Annotated in this window: 12 protein-coding genes; 6 read left to right on the forward strand and 6 right to left on the reverse strand. The window is 50.7% G+C overall.

Annotation, left to right across the window (positions count from 1 at the left end; all coding sequences use genetic code 11):
- Positions 1 to 46 precede the first annotated feature (46 nt).
- Both mobB and mobA read right to left on the reverse strand, forming a co-directional pair.
- The gene (gene mobB, locus PMI17_RS01040) at positions 47 to 550 is read right to left on the reverse strand and encodes a molybdopterin-guanine dinucleotide biosynthesis protein MobB (RefSeq protein ID WP_007885226.1); all 504 of its coding nucleotides are present in this window, start codon (positions 548 to 550) and stop codon (positions 47 to 49) included.
- Positions 547 to 1,122, reverse strand: coding sequence for a molybdenum cofactor guanylyltransferase MobA (mobA, locus tag PMI17_RS01045; protein ID WP_007885227.1), 576 nt, complete (start codon positions 1,120 to 1,122; stop codon positions 547 to 549). The genes mobB and mobA overlap by 4 nt, the downstream gene beginning before the upstream one ends.
- A gap of 71 nt (positions 1,123 to 1,193) precedes the next feature.
- Here mobA and PMI17_RS01050 point away from each other — a divergent pair, with 71 nt between their 5' ends.
- The 4 genes from PMI17_RS01050 (at position 1,194) to polA (ending at position 6,319) form a co-directional block, all read left to right on the forward strand.
- On the forward strand, positions 1,194 to 1,469 hold the full coding sequence (locus PMI17_RS01050) for a YihD family protein (RefSeq protein ID WP_007885228.1): 276 nt from the start codon (positions 1,194 to 1,196) through the stop codon (positions 1,467 to 1,469).
- 46 nt (positions 1,470 to 1,515) lie between these two features.
- Entirely contained in the window at positions 1,516 to 2,502 is a 987-nt protein-coding gene (locus PMI17_RS01055; protein WP_007885229.1) for a serine/threonine protein kinase, read from the forward strand.
- Between the two features lie 26 nt (positions 2,503 to 2,528).
- Entirely contained in the window at positions 2,529 to 3,158 is a 630-nt protein-coding gene (dsbA, locus tag PMI17_RS01060) for a thiol:disulfide interchange protein DsbA (protein WP_007885230.1), read from the forward strand.
- Positions 3,159 to 3,526: 368 nt separating this feature from the next.
- On the forward strand, positions 3,527 to 6,319 hold the full coding sequence (gene polA / locus PMI17_RS01065; protein ID WP_007885232.1) for a DNA polymerase I: 2,793 nt from the start codon (positions 3,527 to 3,529) through the stop codon (positions 6,317 to 6,319).
- 395 nt (positions 6,320 to 6,714) lie between these two features.
- Here polA and yihA read toward each other — a convergent pair whose 3' ends face one another.
- On the reverse strand, positions 6,715 to 7,356 hold the full coding sequence (gene yihA, locus PMI17_RS01070) for a ribosome biogenesis GTP-binding protein YihA/YsxC (RefSeq protein ID WP_007885234.1): 642 nt from the start codon (positions 7,354 to 7,356) through the stop codon (positions 6,715 to 6,717).
- A gap of 556 nt (positions 7,357 to 7,912) precedes the next feature.
- On the opposite strand from yihA, the gene yihI reads away from it, so the two are divergent.
- On the forward strand, positions 7,913 to 8,434 hold the full coding sequence (gene yihI, locus PMI17_RS01075; protein WP_007885235.1) for a Der GTPase-activating protein YihI: 522 nt from the start codon (positions 7,913 to 7,915) through the stop codon (positions 8,432 to 8,434).
- 236 nt (positions 8,435 to 8,670) lie between these two features.
- Complete coding sequence (gene hemN, locus PMI17_RS01080) at positions 8,671 to 10,044, forward strand: oxygen-independent coproporphyrinogen III oxidase (protein WP_007885239.1); 1,374 nt, start codon at positions 8,671 to 8,673, stop codon at positions 10,042 to 10,044.
- A 50-nt stretch (positions 10,045 to 10,094) separates the two neighbouring features.
- On the opposite strand, the gene glnG is transcribed toward hemN, so the two are convergent.
- The 3 genes from glnG to glnA all read right to left on the reverse strand — a co-directional run bounded on the left by glnG (position 10,095) and on the right by glnA (position 14,228).
- A complete protein-coding gene (gene glnG, locus PMI17_RS01085; protein WP_007885240.1) occupies positions 10,095 to 11,504 on the reverse strand; it encodes a nitrogen regulation protein NR(I) in 1,410 nt (469 codons plus the stop codon).
- A 7-nt stretch (positions 11,505 to 11,511) separates the two neighbouring features.
- Positions 11,512 to 12,561, reverse strand: a complete 1,050-nt coding sequence (gene glnL / locus PMI17_RS01090; RefSeq protein ID WP_007885241.1) for a nitrogen regulation protein NR(II) — start codon at positions 12,559 to 12,561, stop codon at positions 11,512 to 11,514.
- Between the two features lie 257 nt (positions 12,562 to 12,818).
- Positions 12,819 to 14,228, reverse strand: coding sequence for a glutamate--ammonia ligase (gene glnA / locus PMI17_RS01095; RefSeq protein WP_007885243.1), 1,410 nt, complete (start codon positions 14,226 to 14,228; stop codon positions 12,819 to 12,821).
- Between the last annotated feature and the right edge of the window lie 117 nt (positions 14,229 to 14,345).

Below are 14,345 nucleotides of genomic sequence, written 5' to 3' on the forward strand. Positions count from 1 at the left end.
GGCTTTTTTACGTCTATATTTCATAAAAAACGCTAATGCAGTCATTTCAAAGGCTTTTAAGCCACTGAATAATAAAATCAGTAATCTGCTGCGGCTGATTAATATCCAAATAGGGTAAATCAATCTTCAAATCTTCATCAGTGGCCACCGCGATCACGTGCTCATCGATTAAATCCTCAATCTGACCCGGTATATCACGCCGCCAAAGCACAATTTTAGGCACTGGTTCATTCTTGAAACCCTCAATCAGTATCAAATCTAATACCGAACTATCCATCCTCAATGCTAACTCTGCGAGACTTGGCGTCTGGTTGGGTGTTTCAACCATCAAAGCCCATCGTTTATTACTGGCGACGATCACCTGTTCCGCTCCGGCTTTACGCAGCAAATAGCTGTCTTTCCCAGGCGAATCGATATCCATTTGGTGGTGCGTATGCTTGATTAAGCCTGATCGTATGCCTTGTGCTTTCAGTTGCGGAATAACTTGCTCTAGCAATGTGGTTTTTCCGGTTCCGCTCCAGGCAGAAATAGCCAGCAAAGGCACGGTCATGACAACGTTTCCTCATTAACCAGGTCATCGGGTGTATTAATATTACGGAAGGCCGATTCTGCATCTGAAAACGCAACGGCATATCCATCATGCTTGCGTAAAAACTGCATCAAACGCCGTTCGCCGCGGAGTAGCCAGGCTTCGAGATCATCGGCCAGTGCACAATTCACTAGCGCTAAAGCAGGATGATCGCGCTGAGAAGACTTCACCCACACTGCGGGTGCATCGCCACGTTCCTGCCATAAACGCGCAACAAAATTACTGGGAAGCCAAGGCGTATCACAAGGGCAGAAGGCGACCCATGCAGTTTTACTGTGACGCAAACCACTAAGCATGCCAGCCAACGGTCCGGGATAATCAGGCATTGAATCAGTAACTACCTGACAACCACTTGCCTGATAGCGATCAATGTTACGGTTAGCGCTTATCAACACAATATCGACCTGCGGTCGAAATCTCCGCAAAACATGCTGATAAAGGGGTTCACCTTGTAGCATTAGTAACCCTTTATCCTGTCCACCCATACGGCTGCCTTGCCCACCTGCGAGGATCACGCCGGTAAATGCTGTCATCTTCGTCTCCTTCTCTATTCTGGACGATACTTATATAGCGGCAGCGTACCACCTGCATAAAGGAATCAATGATGAAATATCACCGACTCAATGAACTGATCGATCTTCTGCAACCAGCATGGCAAAAGGAGTCCGACATCAACTTGTTGGCATTTTTACAAAAACTAGCGCATGAATCTGGTTTCAGTGGCCCATTAAGTGAATTAACGGACGATGTATTGATTTACCATCTCAAAATGCGTGAAGCAGGCAGCGACGCTGAAATACCCGGCCTAAAAAAGGATTATGAAGTGGACTTCAAAACCGCGCTATTACGTGCTCGTGGTGTGATTAAGGATGATGAGTAGTGTTATCCTTGCGCATTAATCGCAAAGGTAACATACAGGCAAAATGATGAGCGAAGCCGCCTTTAATTTCCAGACGCTGAATCCCGATGTCATTCTTGATGCACTTTGGGATGCGGGTTTGCGTGTCGAATCAGGCTTAACTGCCCTCAATAGCTACGAGAATCGCGTTTATCAGTTTAGCGATGATGAGAAGCGACGCTATGTGGCGAAATTTTATCGTCCACAGCGCTGGAGCGCACAGCAGATTCTTGAAGAGCATCAGTTCACGCAGGATCTGCTGGGCGATGAAGTGCCGGTTGCCGCACCGCTAAATCTACAGGGCAGTACGCTGAATCATCATGCCGGGTTTATGTTCGCAGTCTTTCCCAGTTTGGGCGGCCGACAATATGAAACCGACAATGAGGAACAGATGGAATGGGTGGGCCGCTTTCTTGGACGCATCCATCAAACCGGAAGGCAAAGTCCGTTCCAGCAGCGCCCAGCGTTTGGATTGGAAGAGTATGTGTTTCAACCACGGCAGGAGCTGGAAAGAAGCACGTTAGTACCCGCTTCTTTAAAAGACATACTGCTTGCTGCCGTTGATAAGCTGAGCACTACGTTGCAGCAGCGCTGGCATACGCAGTGGCAGCCGCTTAGGTTGCATGGGGATTGCCATCCCGGCAATATTCTGTGGCGTGAAGGGCCGATGTTTGTCGATCTTGATGATGCGCGTACCGGGCCGGCCGTGCAGGATTTATGGATGCTGGTCAACGGCGATCGTCAGGAACAATTGATTCAATGGGACATTTTGCTGGAAGCTTATAATGAATTCGGTGATTTTGATTTACATGAATTGTCACTGATTGAACCTTTACGCGCTATGCGCATGGTTTATTATTTGGCCTGGGTGGTACGCCGCTGGCAGGATCCCGCTTTTCCGCGCGCCTTTCCCTGGATGACAGATGAGGATTTTTGGCGCCGGCAGATTGCATTATTTATCGAGCAGGAGAGGCTGTTAAACGAACCGCCGTTGCAGCTTAGCCCGCAATATTAATGAAGTACTCAGGAGATTGTTTCACGATGAAAAAGATCATGTTTGCGCTGGTAGGTTTGATGCTGGCATTTGGCGCCTCTGCGGCACAGTTTAACGATGGTAAACAGTTCGTTACTTTGCCGAAGCCGGTAGCCGGTGAGCCGCAGGTTCTGGAGTTCTTCTCCTTCTTCTGCCCGCATTGCTACCAGTTCGAACGCGTTTATCACGTGAGCGATGCAGTGAAAAAGAATCTGCCGGCTGACACTAAAGTGACGAAATACCACGTTGATTTCCTTGGTGGCCAATTCGGTCCAATCGTTACTCAGGCATGGGCTGTTGCAATGGCGCTGGGCGTAGAAAGCAAAGTAACTGCACCCATTTTCGACGGTATTCAGAAAACTCAAACCGTTACTGATGCGGCGAGCCTGAAAGAGACCTTTATCAAAGCGGCAGGTATCTCCTCCGAAGATTACGATGCGGCGTGGAACAGCTTCGCGGTGAAAGCGCTGGTTGCGCAGCAGCAAAAAGCAGCTGCTGACGTAAATCTACAGGGTGTGCCGGCAATCTTTGTTAACGGTAAATATATGGTTAACAACGGCGGCCTGGATACCAGCTCAATGGATAACTTCGTTGCTGATTACGCCAACGTCGTGAAATTCCTGGTAGAAAAGAAGTAATTTAGCTTCAGAGAACGCCGACAACGTCGGCGTTTTTTATTGCCTTTTTAGTTTTACTAATACGATGTTTATATAAGCCCTTCGCTTAATATCCACATGGATGATCATCTTTTCATTACGTTGCATAAGGTTGTATTCGGAATATAACTTTATGATATATATATAATTTTACTTCCAAAGTAATTACAATTAACGTAAATAACAATATGTTATGATTTTTACGCACAAACTTATCCACAACCTGATCCTTGCGATCCGTGCCGCGTAACGACGAAAAAGATCCTGACTTCCCTGAGTGCATTCAACATTCTCCTCCGGTTGTGGCATCCTTATAGCCCTCATTATCGCAACGAAGAAAATACGAACCTATGGCGCAAATTGCAGAAAATCCCCTGATTCTGGTCGACGGCTCCTCTTATCTGTACCGTGCATATCATGCCTTTCCGCCGCTAACGAACAGTGCAGGCGAGCCAACTGGCGCCATGTATGGTGTGCTTAACATGCTGAAAAGTTTGTTGATGCAGTATCAGCCAAGCCATGTGGCTGTAGTCTTCGATGCTAAAGGCAAGACCTTCCGCGATGAGTTATTCGAGCACTACAAGTCGCATCGTCCACCAATGCCAGACGATCTGCGGGCGCAGATTGAACCGTTACATGAGATGGTGAAAGCGATGGGCCTGCCGCTGTTGGCGGTATCGGGCGTTGAGGCGGATGATGTGATCGGCACCTTGGCTCTGGAAGCGGAAAAACTTGGTCGTTCGGTATTAATCAGCACCGGTGATAAAGATATGGCGCAGCTCGTCACGCCGGCGATAACGCTGATCAACACCATGACGAATACCGTGCTGGGCCCGGAAGAGGTCGAACAGAAATATGGCGTACCTCCAACGCTGATTATCGATTTCCTCGCCATGATGGGCGACAGCTCGGACAACATTCCCGGTGTCCCGGGCGTCGGTGAGAAAACGGCTCAAGCCTTGCTGCAAGGTCTTGGCGGTATGCAGTCGATTTACGACAATCTCGACAAAGTGGCCGATCTCTCTTTCCGCGGTGCGAAAACCATGGCGGCGAAGCTGGAACAAAACCGCGATGTGGCTTTCCTTTCTTATCAACTGGCAACCATTAAAACCGACGTTGCGTTGGATCTGACGTGCGATCAACTGATCGTAAACGAGCCTGATGTTGAAGCGCTGCAAACCTTATTTAGCCGTTACGAGTTCAAACGCTGGATCGCTGATTTGCAGGATGGCACATGGCTGCAACAAGGCAAGAAGAGCAACTCGCAGACGCAGAAATCGCAGCTAAGTGAAGTTGTTGCGCCCGTCACAGAAACCACCAGCGTGCTATCAGCGGATGGCTACGTCACCATTCTTGATGAAGCGACATTCGCTGAGTGGCTGAAAAAGCTGAAAAGCGCCGAACTCTTCGCTTTCGATCTGGAAACTGATTCGCTGGATACACTGAGCGCTAACATTGTCGGTATTGCGTTTGCTGTCGCACCGGGAGAAGCCGCCTATCTGCCCGTTGGCCATGACTATTTGGATGCACCCGAACAGCTGGATCGTAATGACGTGCTGAAACAGCTGAAACCGCTGCTGGAAGACGGTAACGCGGCGAAAGTTGGCCAGAATCTCAAATACGATCGCGGTGTATTGAAGAATTACGATATTGAACTTAACGGCATTAAATTCGACACCATGCTGGAATCATATTGCCTGAACAGCGTGGGAGGTAAACACGATATGGACAGCCTGGCAGCGCGCTGGCTGAACCATAAAACGGTGACTTTCGAAGAGATCGCTGGCAAAGGCAAAAATCAGCTCACCTTTAATCAGATTGCGCTTGAGCAAGCTGGGCACTATGCCGCTGAAGATGCCGATGTCACGCTGCAGCTGCATCTGAAAATGTGGGCGAAGCTGGAACCAGAGGCGGGGCCAAAACAGGTATTTGAAGAGATTGAAATGCCGTTGTTGAAGGTGATATCGCGAATTGAGCGCAACGGCGTGTTGATCGACCAAAATATCCTGGCGAAACACTCACAGGAGTTGACCACGCGTGTCGCTGAGCTGGAGCTGAAAGCGCATGAGTTAGCGGGTGAACCGTTTAACCTCTCTTCACCTAAACAACTGCAAACCATTCTTTTTGAAAAACAGGGTATTAAGCCGACGAAAAAAACGCCCGGCGGCGCACCTTCCACCAGTGAAGAAGTACTGGCTGAACTGGCGCTAGATTATCCATTGCCGAAGGTAATTCTGGAACATCGCGGCCTTTCGAAGCTGAAATCGACGTATACCGATAAGCTGCCACTGATGATCAATCCGGTTACGGGTCGAGTGCACACCTCCTATCACCAGGCAGTAACGGCGACCGGGCGACTTTCATCTACCGATCCTAACTTGCAGAACATCCCGGTGCGCAACGAAGAAGGTCGTCGTATTCGCCAGGCGTTTATTGCCGGGCCAGGCAATATTATTGTTGCTGCGGACTATTCACAGATTGAACTGCGCATTATGGCGCATTTATCACAAGATAAAGGCCTGCTGGATGCGTTTGCTCAGGGCGAAGATATTCACCGTGCTACCGCATCAGAAGTGTTTGGTGTCACGCTGAGCAAGGTTTCTGGTGAGCAGCGCCGCAGTGCTAAGGCGATCAACTTTGGTTTGATCTACGGTATGAGCGCCTTCGGCCTTTCTCGTCAGCTGAATATCGGCGCGGGCGAGGCGAAGAAATACATGGATCTCTACTTCGAACGCTACCCGGGCGTGCTGCGTTATATGGAAGAGACGCGTTCGAAGGCGGCAGAGAAAGGCTATGTTGAAACGCTCGATGGTCGTCGTTTGTGGCTGCCGGATATTACCTCTAGTAATGCTATTCGGCGTAAAGCCGCTGAGCGTGCCGCGATCAACGCACCAATGCAAGGCACGGCTGCAGATATCATTAAGCGCGCCATGATTGCAGTTGATGGCTGGCTGTTGGAGCAAAAAGACGATGCGGTACGGATGATAATGCAGGTACACGATGAACTGGTGTTTGAGATCCGCAGCGACGCGGTAGAGGGTGCCATCAAGACCATTCGTGAGCTGATGGAGAACAGCATGAAGCTGGATGTGCCGTTGCAGGTTGAAGTGGGAACCGGCGATAACTGGGATGAAGCGCATTGATGTAGCGCAGTTAGCGGTATATGCATGCCGCTGACATCATCATAAGAAAAAAGTTTACTTAATCGGTTCAGCAACGTTGTAAAGCGGTCTATTAAATGCGCGTTTTGTAACTGCTTAACGCCTAAGCATTTTTTTAGTAATTAAACTACATTGCGCGTATAAAAATGTGATGAGCTTAGTAAAAAAGATGTCGAATCCTGAAAGTTAACAACAAAAAACCCTTTGTAGGGCGCGTAAAATCAGGTAGAGTTTGTCGCGTAGGGTACAGAGGTAAGATGTTCTATCTTTCAGACCTTTTACTTCACGTAATCGGATTTGGCTGAATATTTAGCCGCCCCAGTCATTTATGACTGGGGCGTTTTTTATTGGGCTTTATCTCAAAAGCCACAACAACGTTACTCTGCTTGCTCTTCGCCATCACCTTCTTGTGCTGGCTCCAGTTCATTGAACCAGCTATCCAGTTTCTTGCGCACAATATCAACGCCCATCTTCTTAAGAGAAGAGAACATTTCCACCTGCACATCACCGTTAAAGGCCAGCGCGGCTTCACGCACCATAGTCAGTTGCGCTTTACGTGCGCCGGATGCCAGCTTGTCAGCTTTGGTCAGCAGCACAAGGACTGGAATCTGGCTCTGAACGGCCCACTCAATCATGTTCTGATCAAGATCTTTCAGCGGATGGCGAATATCCATTAATACCACCAGGCCTTTTAGCGCCTGACGTTTTTGCAAATATTCCGCCAGCGAGCGCTGCCATTTGCGCTTCATCTCTTCCGGAACCTGGGCATAGCCATAACCCGGCAAATCGACTAAACATTTACCTTCAACTACTTCAAACAGGTTAATGAGCTGAGTTCGGCCAGGCGTTTTACTGGTACGTGCCAGACCTTTTTGGTTAGTGATGGTATTCAGCGCACTGGATTTGCCTGCATTCGAGCGCCCGGCAAAAGCAACTTCAATACCTACATCCGCCGGTAAGTGGCGAATATCAGGGGCGCTGAGCATGAAATGGGTCATGTGATAGTTCAAAGCAGACAAAGTGAAACTCCAGCAAAATGAATCGGGCAATAGGGCTGATTATACCTGTAATGGCGCAAAAGTGCCCGATAGCGTCTTAACACGCCATTTTGTAAGAGATCTACGATTTTTACTGCCAGTGATTACCGCTTCATTGAATATTAACAATTGATTTAAGTGTGATTTTTCAATGAATTGAGAGATAAGTGGGAAGTGCCACTCTAAAATAGAGACAAGTCTCACTTGTTCATTTTACCTATTAGTCTACATTTGTTGTCAGTGCACGGCAGCACCCATCAAGGATGATGAGCTCAGGAGTGTCGGGGATGACCAAGAGCATGGCGGGAAGCGGTTCAGGCAGGAATCGGACAGGGACAAGGATTAATCGCAGGAGCGATGTGGCGATGGAGCAACCGGGACGTTGTGAGCCGTAAAGGATTTATTCAGTGTTTCCTTCGTATGAAGGTGCGATAAAAGGCGATAGCATAGGCTATCGCCTTTTTTCTTTGCTTACTTTCTGCTAGATTTCGCCGCAATTCTATACTGAACTCACAAAGCATCGCCGAGACCGGACACCATGAAGCAACCTGCATCAGCCCCGCGTGGCAAACCTGCTGCGAAAGCCAAGCGCAAATCGCGTGAAGACCTCAATCAAGAAGCGCGCGATCGCAAACGCGACAAAAAGCACAGCGGTCATAAATCTGGCAGCCGCGCTAATCCGGAAACGCAAACCGCTGGCAAAGGCCAGGGTAAAAAATCTCAGGATCCACGCCTGGGCAGCAAAACGCCAGTCGCGTTAGTTGCTGATGGTAAAACCCAGACGGCGAAGAAGCCGGAAGCCAAACCAAAGCCAAAAGCGGAAAAAGTCCGTCTGACGCCACAAGAAGAATTGGCGAAGCTGGAAAATGACGAACGCCTGGATACGTTGCTGGATCGCCTGGAAAACGGTGAAACCCTCAGTGGCGAAGATCAGGCCTGGCTGGATCAAACCTTAGACCGCATCGACGAACTGATGGAAACGCTCGGCATCGCGTTGGATGACGAAGCGGAAGATGAGCAGGCCGAAGAAGATATGATGCGCCTGTTAAAAGGTAATTAAGGCAAATTTTGATCGGCATGCGTTTTCACGCATGCCGCGCTAAACAGGTATTCACCTATGTTTTGGCCTGGATCAATTTTCGCGTTGCTGCTGACATGTTATCTGCTCTGGTTATTGTTTAAACTACGCCGCCTGTCGCGTCTGAAGTCGCGTTTACGTCGGCGTTCAGCCCATCGCTTCGTCCACTCTTCTGCCACGCGACCCTCTCTCAGACGACGTCACCGTAAGGAGTGAGCATGTCATCGCAGCAGATAGATTGGGATCAGCACCTGATCGAAAAATACAACTACGCTGGCCCGCGTTATACCTCTTATCCCACCGCACTTGAGTTCAGTGAGAACTTTGTTGAGGCTGATTTTCAGCACGCCGTTGAGCGCTACCCCAATCGTCCGTTATCGCTGTATGTGCATATCCCGTTTTGCCATCGTCTCTGCTACTTCTGCGGCTGCAATAAAATCGTGACGCGCCAGCTGCACAAAGCCGATCGCTACCTTGATGTGCTGGAGCAGGAGATTTGTCAGCGTGCGCCGCTGTTTGCGGGGCGCAGCGTCACTCAATTGCATTGGGGCGGCGGTACGCCGACATTTCTCAATCAGCAGCAGGTCAGTCGGCTGGTAGCATTGCTACGCGATCATTTTACGATTGCCGATGATGTTGAAATGTCGATCGAGGTCGATCCGCGTGAAATCGAATTGGAGATGATCGATCATCTGCGCGCGGAAGGCTTTAATCGCCTGAGCATGGGCGTGCAGGACTTCAATAAAGCGGTGCAGGAACGCGTTAATCGCGTGCAGGACGAAGAAACCATCTTTGCTCTGGTGCAGCGGGCGCGTGAGCAAGGCTTCCGCTCGGTTAGCCTCGATCTGATTTATGGTCTGCCGCTGCAAACGCCGGAAAGCTTTGCCTTTACCTTACAGCGCGTTATTGCATTGAATCCCGATCGTCTTAGTGTCTTCAACTATGCGCATATGCCTACGCTTTTCGCTGCTCAGCGGAAAATCAAAGATGATGAGCTTCCAGGTGCGGCACAGAAACTGCAAATTCTGCAGGAAACCATCGCCACCTTAACCGGCGAAGGTTATCAGTTTATCGGTATGGATCACTTCGCGCGTCCGGATGATGAACTGGCGGTCGCGCAGCGTGCGGGCGTGCTGCATCGTAACTTCCAGGGCTACACCACGCAGGGCGAAACCGATTTGCTCGGTATGGGCGTGTCGGCTATTAGTATGTTGGGCGATAGCTATGCGCAAAATCATAAAGAGCTGAAAGCCTATTACAGCGATGTCGAGCTGCGCGGCAATGCGCTTTGGCGGGGGCTCACGTTGAGTGAAGATGATTGTCTGCGCCGCGATGTAATTAAGGCGTTGATCTGTAATTTTGCGCTCGATTTTACGGCGGTAGAAGCCCAGTACCCCATTGAATTTGAAGCCTACTTTGCCGAGGATTTAGCCCTGTTAGCGCCGCTGGTGGCCGATGGCTTAGTTGAGCAGAGAGGCCGCAGCCTGCACGTTACTGGTGTAGGCCGATTGCTGATTCGTAACATCTGTATGTGCTTTGATGTGTATATGCGGCAAAAGATGCGCATGCAGCAGTTCTCGCGAGTGATATAAAAAAGGGGAGCAAATTTGCTCCCCTTGTCTCAAAACGCCCAATCTGCGCGTTATTCCATTCCCAGCTCTTTCAGCTTACGCGTCAAGGTATTACGTCCCCAGCCGAGCAAGCGTGCCGCTTCCTGTTTGTGACCCTGCGTGTGACGCAGTGCGGTGGTGAGCAACGTGCGCTCCATCTCCGGCTGTGCTTCCGACAACAGATTTTGATGACCGGAACGCAAGGCGCGATCGGCCCACTGCGCCAGCAACGTAGCCCAGCTATCCGGCAGCGACTGCACCGGATTCTCCGGCGTGCTGGATTCGAACAGTTCTGGGGGCAGATCCTGAATCAACACTTCCTGGCCCGCCGCCATCACGGTTAACCAACGACAGGTGTTTTCCAACTGGCGCACGTTACCGGACCAATGCAGACGCGTCAGCGCGGTTTCGGTTTCCGGATGCAGAATCTTCGCTTCCACGCCCAACTCACGTGCAGCAACCTGCAGGAAATAACGTGCCAGACGTGGAATATCTTCGCGTCGTTCACGTAATGGCGGCAGATGAACGCGAATTACGTTGAGACGGTGGAATAAGTCCTCACGGAATTTGCCTTCCTGCACCCGCAGCTCAAGGTTCTGGTGGGTTGCCGCGATGATACGCACATCCACTTTCACCGGCGCATAGCCGCCCACGCGATAAAACTGGCCATCAGCCAATACGCGCAATAAGCGGGTTTGCACGTCGAGCGGCATATCACCAATTTCGTCGAGGAACAGCGTGCCGCCATCGGCCTGCTCAAAACGCCCCTGACGAATCTGGTTCGCACCGGTAAATGCGCCTTTCTCGTGACCAAACAGCTCTGATTCAATCAGATCTTTGGGAATCGCCGCCATGTTCAGCGCGATAAAAGGAGACTTCGCACGCGGGCTATGGCGATGCAGCGCATGCGCAACCAACTCTTTACCGGTACCGGATTCCCCGTTGATCAGCACGCTAATTGAGGAGCGTGAAAGACGACCAATGATGCGGAACACATCCTGCATTGCCGGCGCTTCGCCGATAATATCGGTGGTTGGGCCGCTAACCGGTTGATTACGTGGCTGCTGCTGTTCCTGATAATGGCTAATCGCGCGTTCAACCAGCGCCACAGCTTCATCAATATCAAACGGCTTTGGCAGGTAATCGAATGCACCTTGCTGATAAGCGCTAACAGCAGCATCCAGATCGGAGTGCGCGGTCATAATGATCACCGGCAGCATCGGATGGCGCTGTTTAATCTGTTTCAGCAGCGCAAGACCATCCATGCCAGGCATACGAATGTCCGACAATAATACATCTGGGGTTTTGCTTGCGAGCGCATCCAGTACCTCGTTAGCGCTGTCAAAGGTTGCACAGCTCAAACCGGCTCCAGTGAGCGCTCGTTCAAGCACCCAGCGGATGGAGCTATCGTCATCGACGATCCAGACTATCCCTCGTTGCATACAAACCTCACTGGCGAATAGGCAGGTAGACCGAGAATTCGGTGTGACCTGGCCAACTGTTAAATTCTATTTTTCCTGAATGCTGATCGATCAGGCTACGGGCGATGGAGAGACCTAAGCCGGTGCCACCTTCGCGTCCGCTCACCATCGGATAGAACAGCGTATCTTGTAGCTGGGCCGGAATGCCTGGGCCATCATCTTCAATATCAATGCGTGCGACTAAACGATAACGCGTACCGTGCAGCGTGAGCTGGAAGGCGGTACGTGTGCGAATCACGATGGTGCCACCTTCATCGCCTAGGGCTTGCAGCGCATTGCGCACCACATTCAACAGCACCTGTTCAATCTGGTCGGGATCGTGCGGCAGTTCCGGCAGGCTTGGGTCGTAATCACGCACCAGCGAAACGTTATCCGGCAGCTCCATCGACACCAGATTCACCACGCGTTCTGCTACCTGGTGAATGCTTTGCGTCACGTGTAAACCCGGTTGTTGCGGACCTAACAGTCGATCAACCAGATTACGCAGGCGGTCTGCCTGCTCAATGATGATGCGCGTGTATTCATGCAGGGAAGGATCGGGTAACGCGCGGGTAAGCAGCTGCGCGGCGCCACGTAATCCCCCTAACGGGTTTTTAATTTCATGTGCCAGACCGCGGACTAAATCGCGGGCAGCAACTTGCTGAGCATGCTGAATTTGTTCCTGGCTAAGCCGGCGCTGATTATCCATCGGCGCCATTTCCAGCAGAATAAAGCCATCGGGTAACCGCTGTGCCGTCAGCGACATAATATGCGCGCGGCCATCAACCACTAAAGTGACCTCACTGTCGGTAAAGCCCTGGCCAGCCCCGAGACTCTCGCTCATCACCTCAATATTCAGCGAAAAATAGCCGGTTAATTCCGGTAATGGCGTGCCGAACAATTTTCGTGAGCTCTGCGACAATAATTGCTGAGCCGCCGGGTTGGCGTAATGGATAACTAAATCGTCATCGACCAGCAAAATACTGTTGATCAGGGAGTTGAGAATCTGCCCCGCGTCGGGCAGCGTGCCAGTTGCCATACAGCGTTCCTCTGCACTAATTTAGTGCATTATAGCCTTTAAGGACGGAAATCTGTGCTTTGAACCAGAATACGCGGAGAAAAAAGCCCATCCGGAGATGGGCTAAAGTTTCCACGGCAATATAAAATCTTCTGCGTCTTTTACACCCCCGCTACGTGGCTGCATTCGTTCACCCGAGTCACTGAGTTATCTCAACTCCCCGGCAATCTCGATTGCCGCCTTGCGGCGATGCATAATCCGCGAATCTTTAATGCTGATTAAACGCTGTAGTACAGTTCGAACTCAACGGGGTGCGGAGTCATGCGCACGCGGTCAACTTCTGGCTTACGCAGTTCGATGTAAGCATCGATGGCGTCATCAGTGAACACGCCGCCACGAGTCAGGAACTCGCGGTCTTCGTTCAGTGCGTTCAGTGCTTCTTCCAGAGAACCTGCAACTTTTGGAATCTCAGCTTCTTCTTCCGGCGGCAGGTCATACAGGTTTTTGTCCATCGCATCGCCAGGGTGGATCTTGTTGATAACACCATCAAGACCGGCCATCAGCAGCGCGGTGAATGCCAGATATGGGTTAGCCGCTGGATCCGGGAAGCGTGCTTCGATACGACGTGCTTTCGGGCTAGCAACCACTGGGATACGGATAGAAGCAGAACGGTTACGGGCAGAGTAAGCCAGCATAACAGGTGCTTCGTAGCCTGGGACCAGACGCTTGTATGAGTTAGTGGTTGGGTTTGCCAGGGCGTTGATCGCTTTAGCGTGCTTGATGATACCGCCGATGTAGAACAGAGCAGTTTCAGACAGGCCGCCGTACTTGTCGCCAGAGAACAGGTTCACGCCGCCTTTTGACAGGGACATGTGGCAGTGCATACCTGAACCGTTATCGCCGAACATTGGCTTAGGCATGAAGGTTGCAGTTTTGCCGTACGCATGAGCAACGTTGTGCACCACGTATTTGTAGATCTGAATTTCGTCCGCTTTTTTGGTCATGGTGTTGAAGCGGGTTGCCACTTCGTTCTGACCAGCAGTTGCCACTTCATGGTGGTGTGCTTCAACCACTAAGCCCATCTGCTCCATGGTCAGACACATGGCTGAACGGATGTCCTGTGCTGAGTCAACCGGTGGCACTGGGAAGTAACCGCCTTTCAGACCTGGACGGTGACCTTTGTTACCGCCTTCGTACTCTTTACCGGTGTTCCATGCTGCTTCGATATCATCGATAGCCACGTGTGAACCTGAAGTAGAAGAACCGAAACGAATGTCATCGAACAGGAAGAACTCTGGCTCAGGTCCAAACAGCACGGTATCCGCGATGCCTGAAGAACGCAGGAACTCTTCTGCACGTTTAGCAATGGAGCGCGGGTCACGATCGTAGCCCTGCAGTGTGCCTGGCTCAAGGATGTCGCAACGGATGATCAGGGTCGAGTCTTCGAAGAACGGATCCATAACTGCAGTGGTTGCATCCGGCATCAGCACCATGTCTGATTCGTTAATGCCTTTCCAGCCACCGATGGAGGAGCCATCGAACATTTTGCCTTCTTCGAAGAAGTCAGCGTTAACCTGGTGAGCAGGGATAGTAACGTGCTGTTCTTTACCTTTGGTATCGGTAAAACGCAGGTCAACAAACTTAACTTCATGCTCGTTCATCATCGAGAGAACGTGTTCAGCGGACATACTCAACTCTCCTGGAAATGGTCATTATCGTCATGGTGAGAGAACTTCGTTGCCGGGAATGCGCCACAACTGCTGACCACTCCTAACCAAAGATCTCGGCAAGCTCTTTCAACCGTT

Source organism: Pantoea sp. GM01, assembly GCF_000282675.1.
Classification (GTDB): Bacteria; Pseudomonadota; Gammaproteobacteria; order Enterobacterales; family Enterobacteriaceae; genus Pantoea; species Pantoea nemavictus.

Excerpts from the sequence above, each read along its gene's own strand:
- hemN (WP_007885239.1), top strand. The coding sequence starts at position 8,671 with ATGTCATCGCAGCAGATAGATTGGGATCAGCACCTGATCGAAAAATAC.
- glnG (WP_007885240.1), bottom strand. The coding sequence starts at position 11,504 with ATGCAACGAGGGATAGTCTGGATCGTCGATGACGATAGCTCCATCCGC.
- PMI17_RS01050 (WP_007885228.1), top strand. The coding sequence starts at position 1,194 with ATGAAATATCACCGACTCAATGAACTGATCGATCTTCTGCAACCAGCA.
- dsbA (WP_007885230.1), top strand. The coding sequence starts at position 2,529 with ATGAAAAAGATCATGTTTGCGCTGGTAGGTTTGATGCTGGCATTTGGC.
- yihI (WP_007885235.1), top strand. The coding sequence starts at position 7,913 with ATGAAGCAACCTGCATCAGCCCCGCGTGGCAAACCTGCTGCGAAAGCC.
- mobB (WP_007885226.1), bottom strand. The coding sequence starts at position 550 with ATGACCGTGCCTTTGCTGGCTATTTCTGCCTGGAGCGGAACCGGAAAA.
- mobA (WP_007885227.1), bottom strand. The coding sequence starts at position 1,122 with ATGACAGCATTTACCGGCGTGATCCTCGCAGGTGGGCAAGGCAGCCGT.
- polA (WP_007885232.1), top strand. The coding sequence starts at position 3,527 with ATGGCGCAAATTGCAGAAAATCCCCTGATTCTGGTCGACGGCTCCTCT.
- glnL (WP_007885241.1), bottom strand. The coding sequence starts at position 12,561 with ATGGCAACTGGCACGCTGCCCGACGCGGGGCAGATTCTCAACTCCCTG.
- PMI17_RS01055 (WP_007885229.1), top strand. The coding sequence starts at position 1,516 with ATGAGCGAAGCCGCCTTTAATTTCCAGACGCTGAATCCCGATGTCATT.
- glnA (WP_007885243.1), bottom strand. The coding sequence starts at position 14,228 with ATGTCCGCTGAACACGTTCTCTCGATGATGAACGAGCATGAAGTTAAG.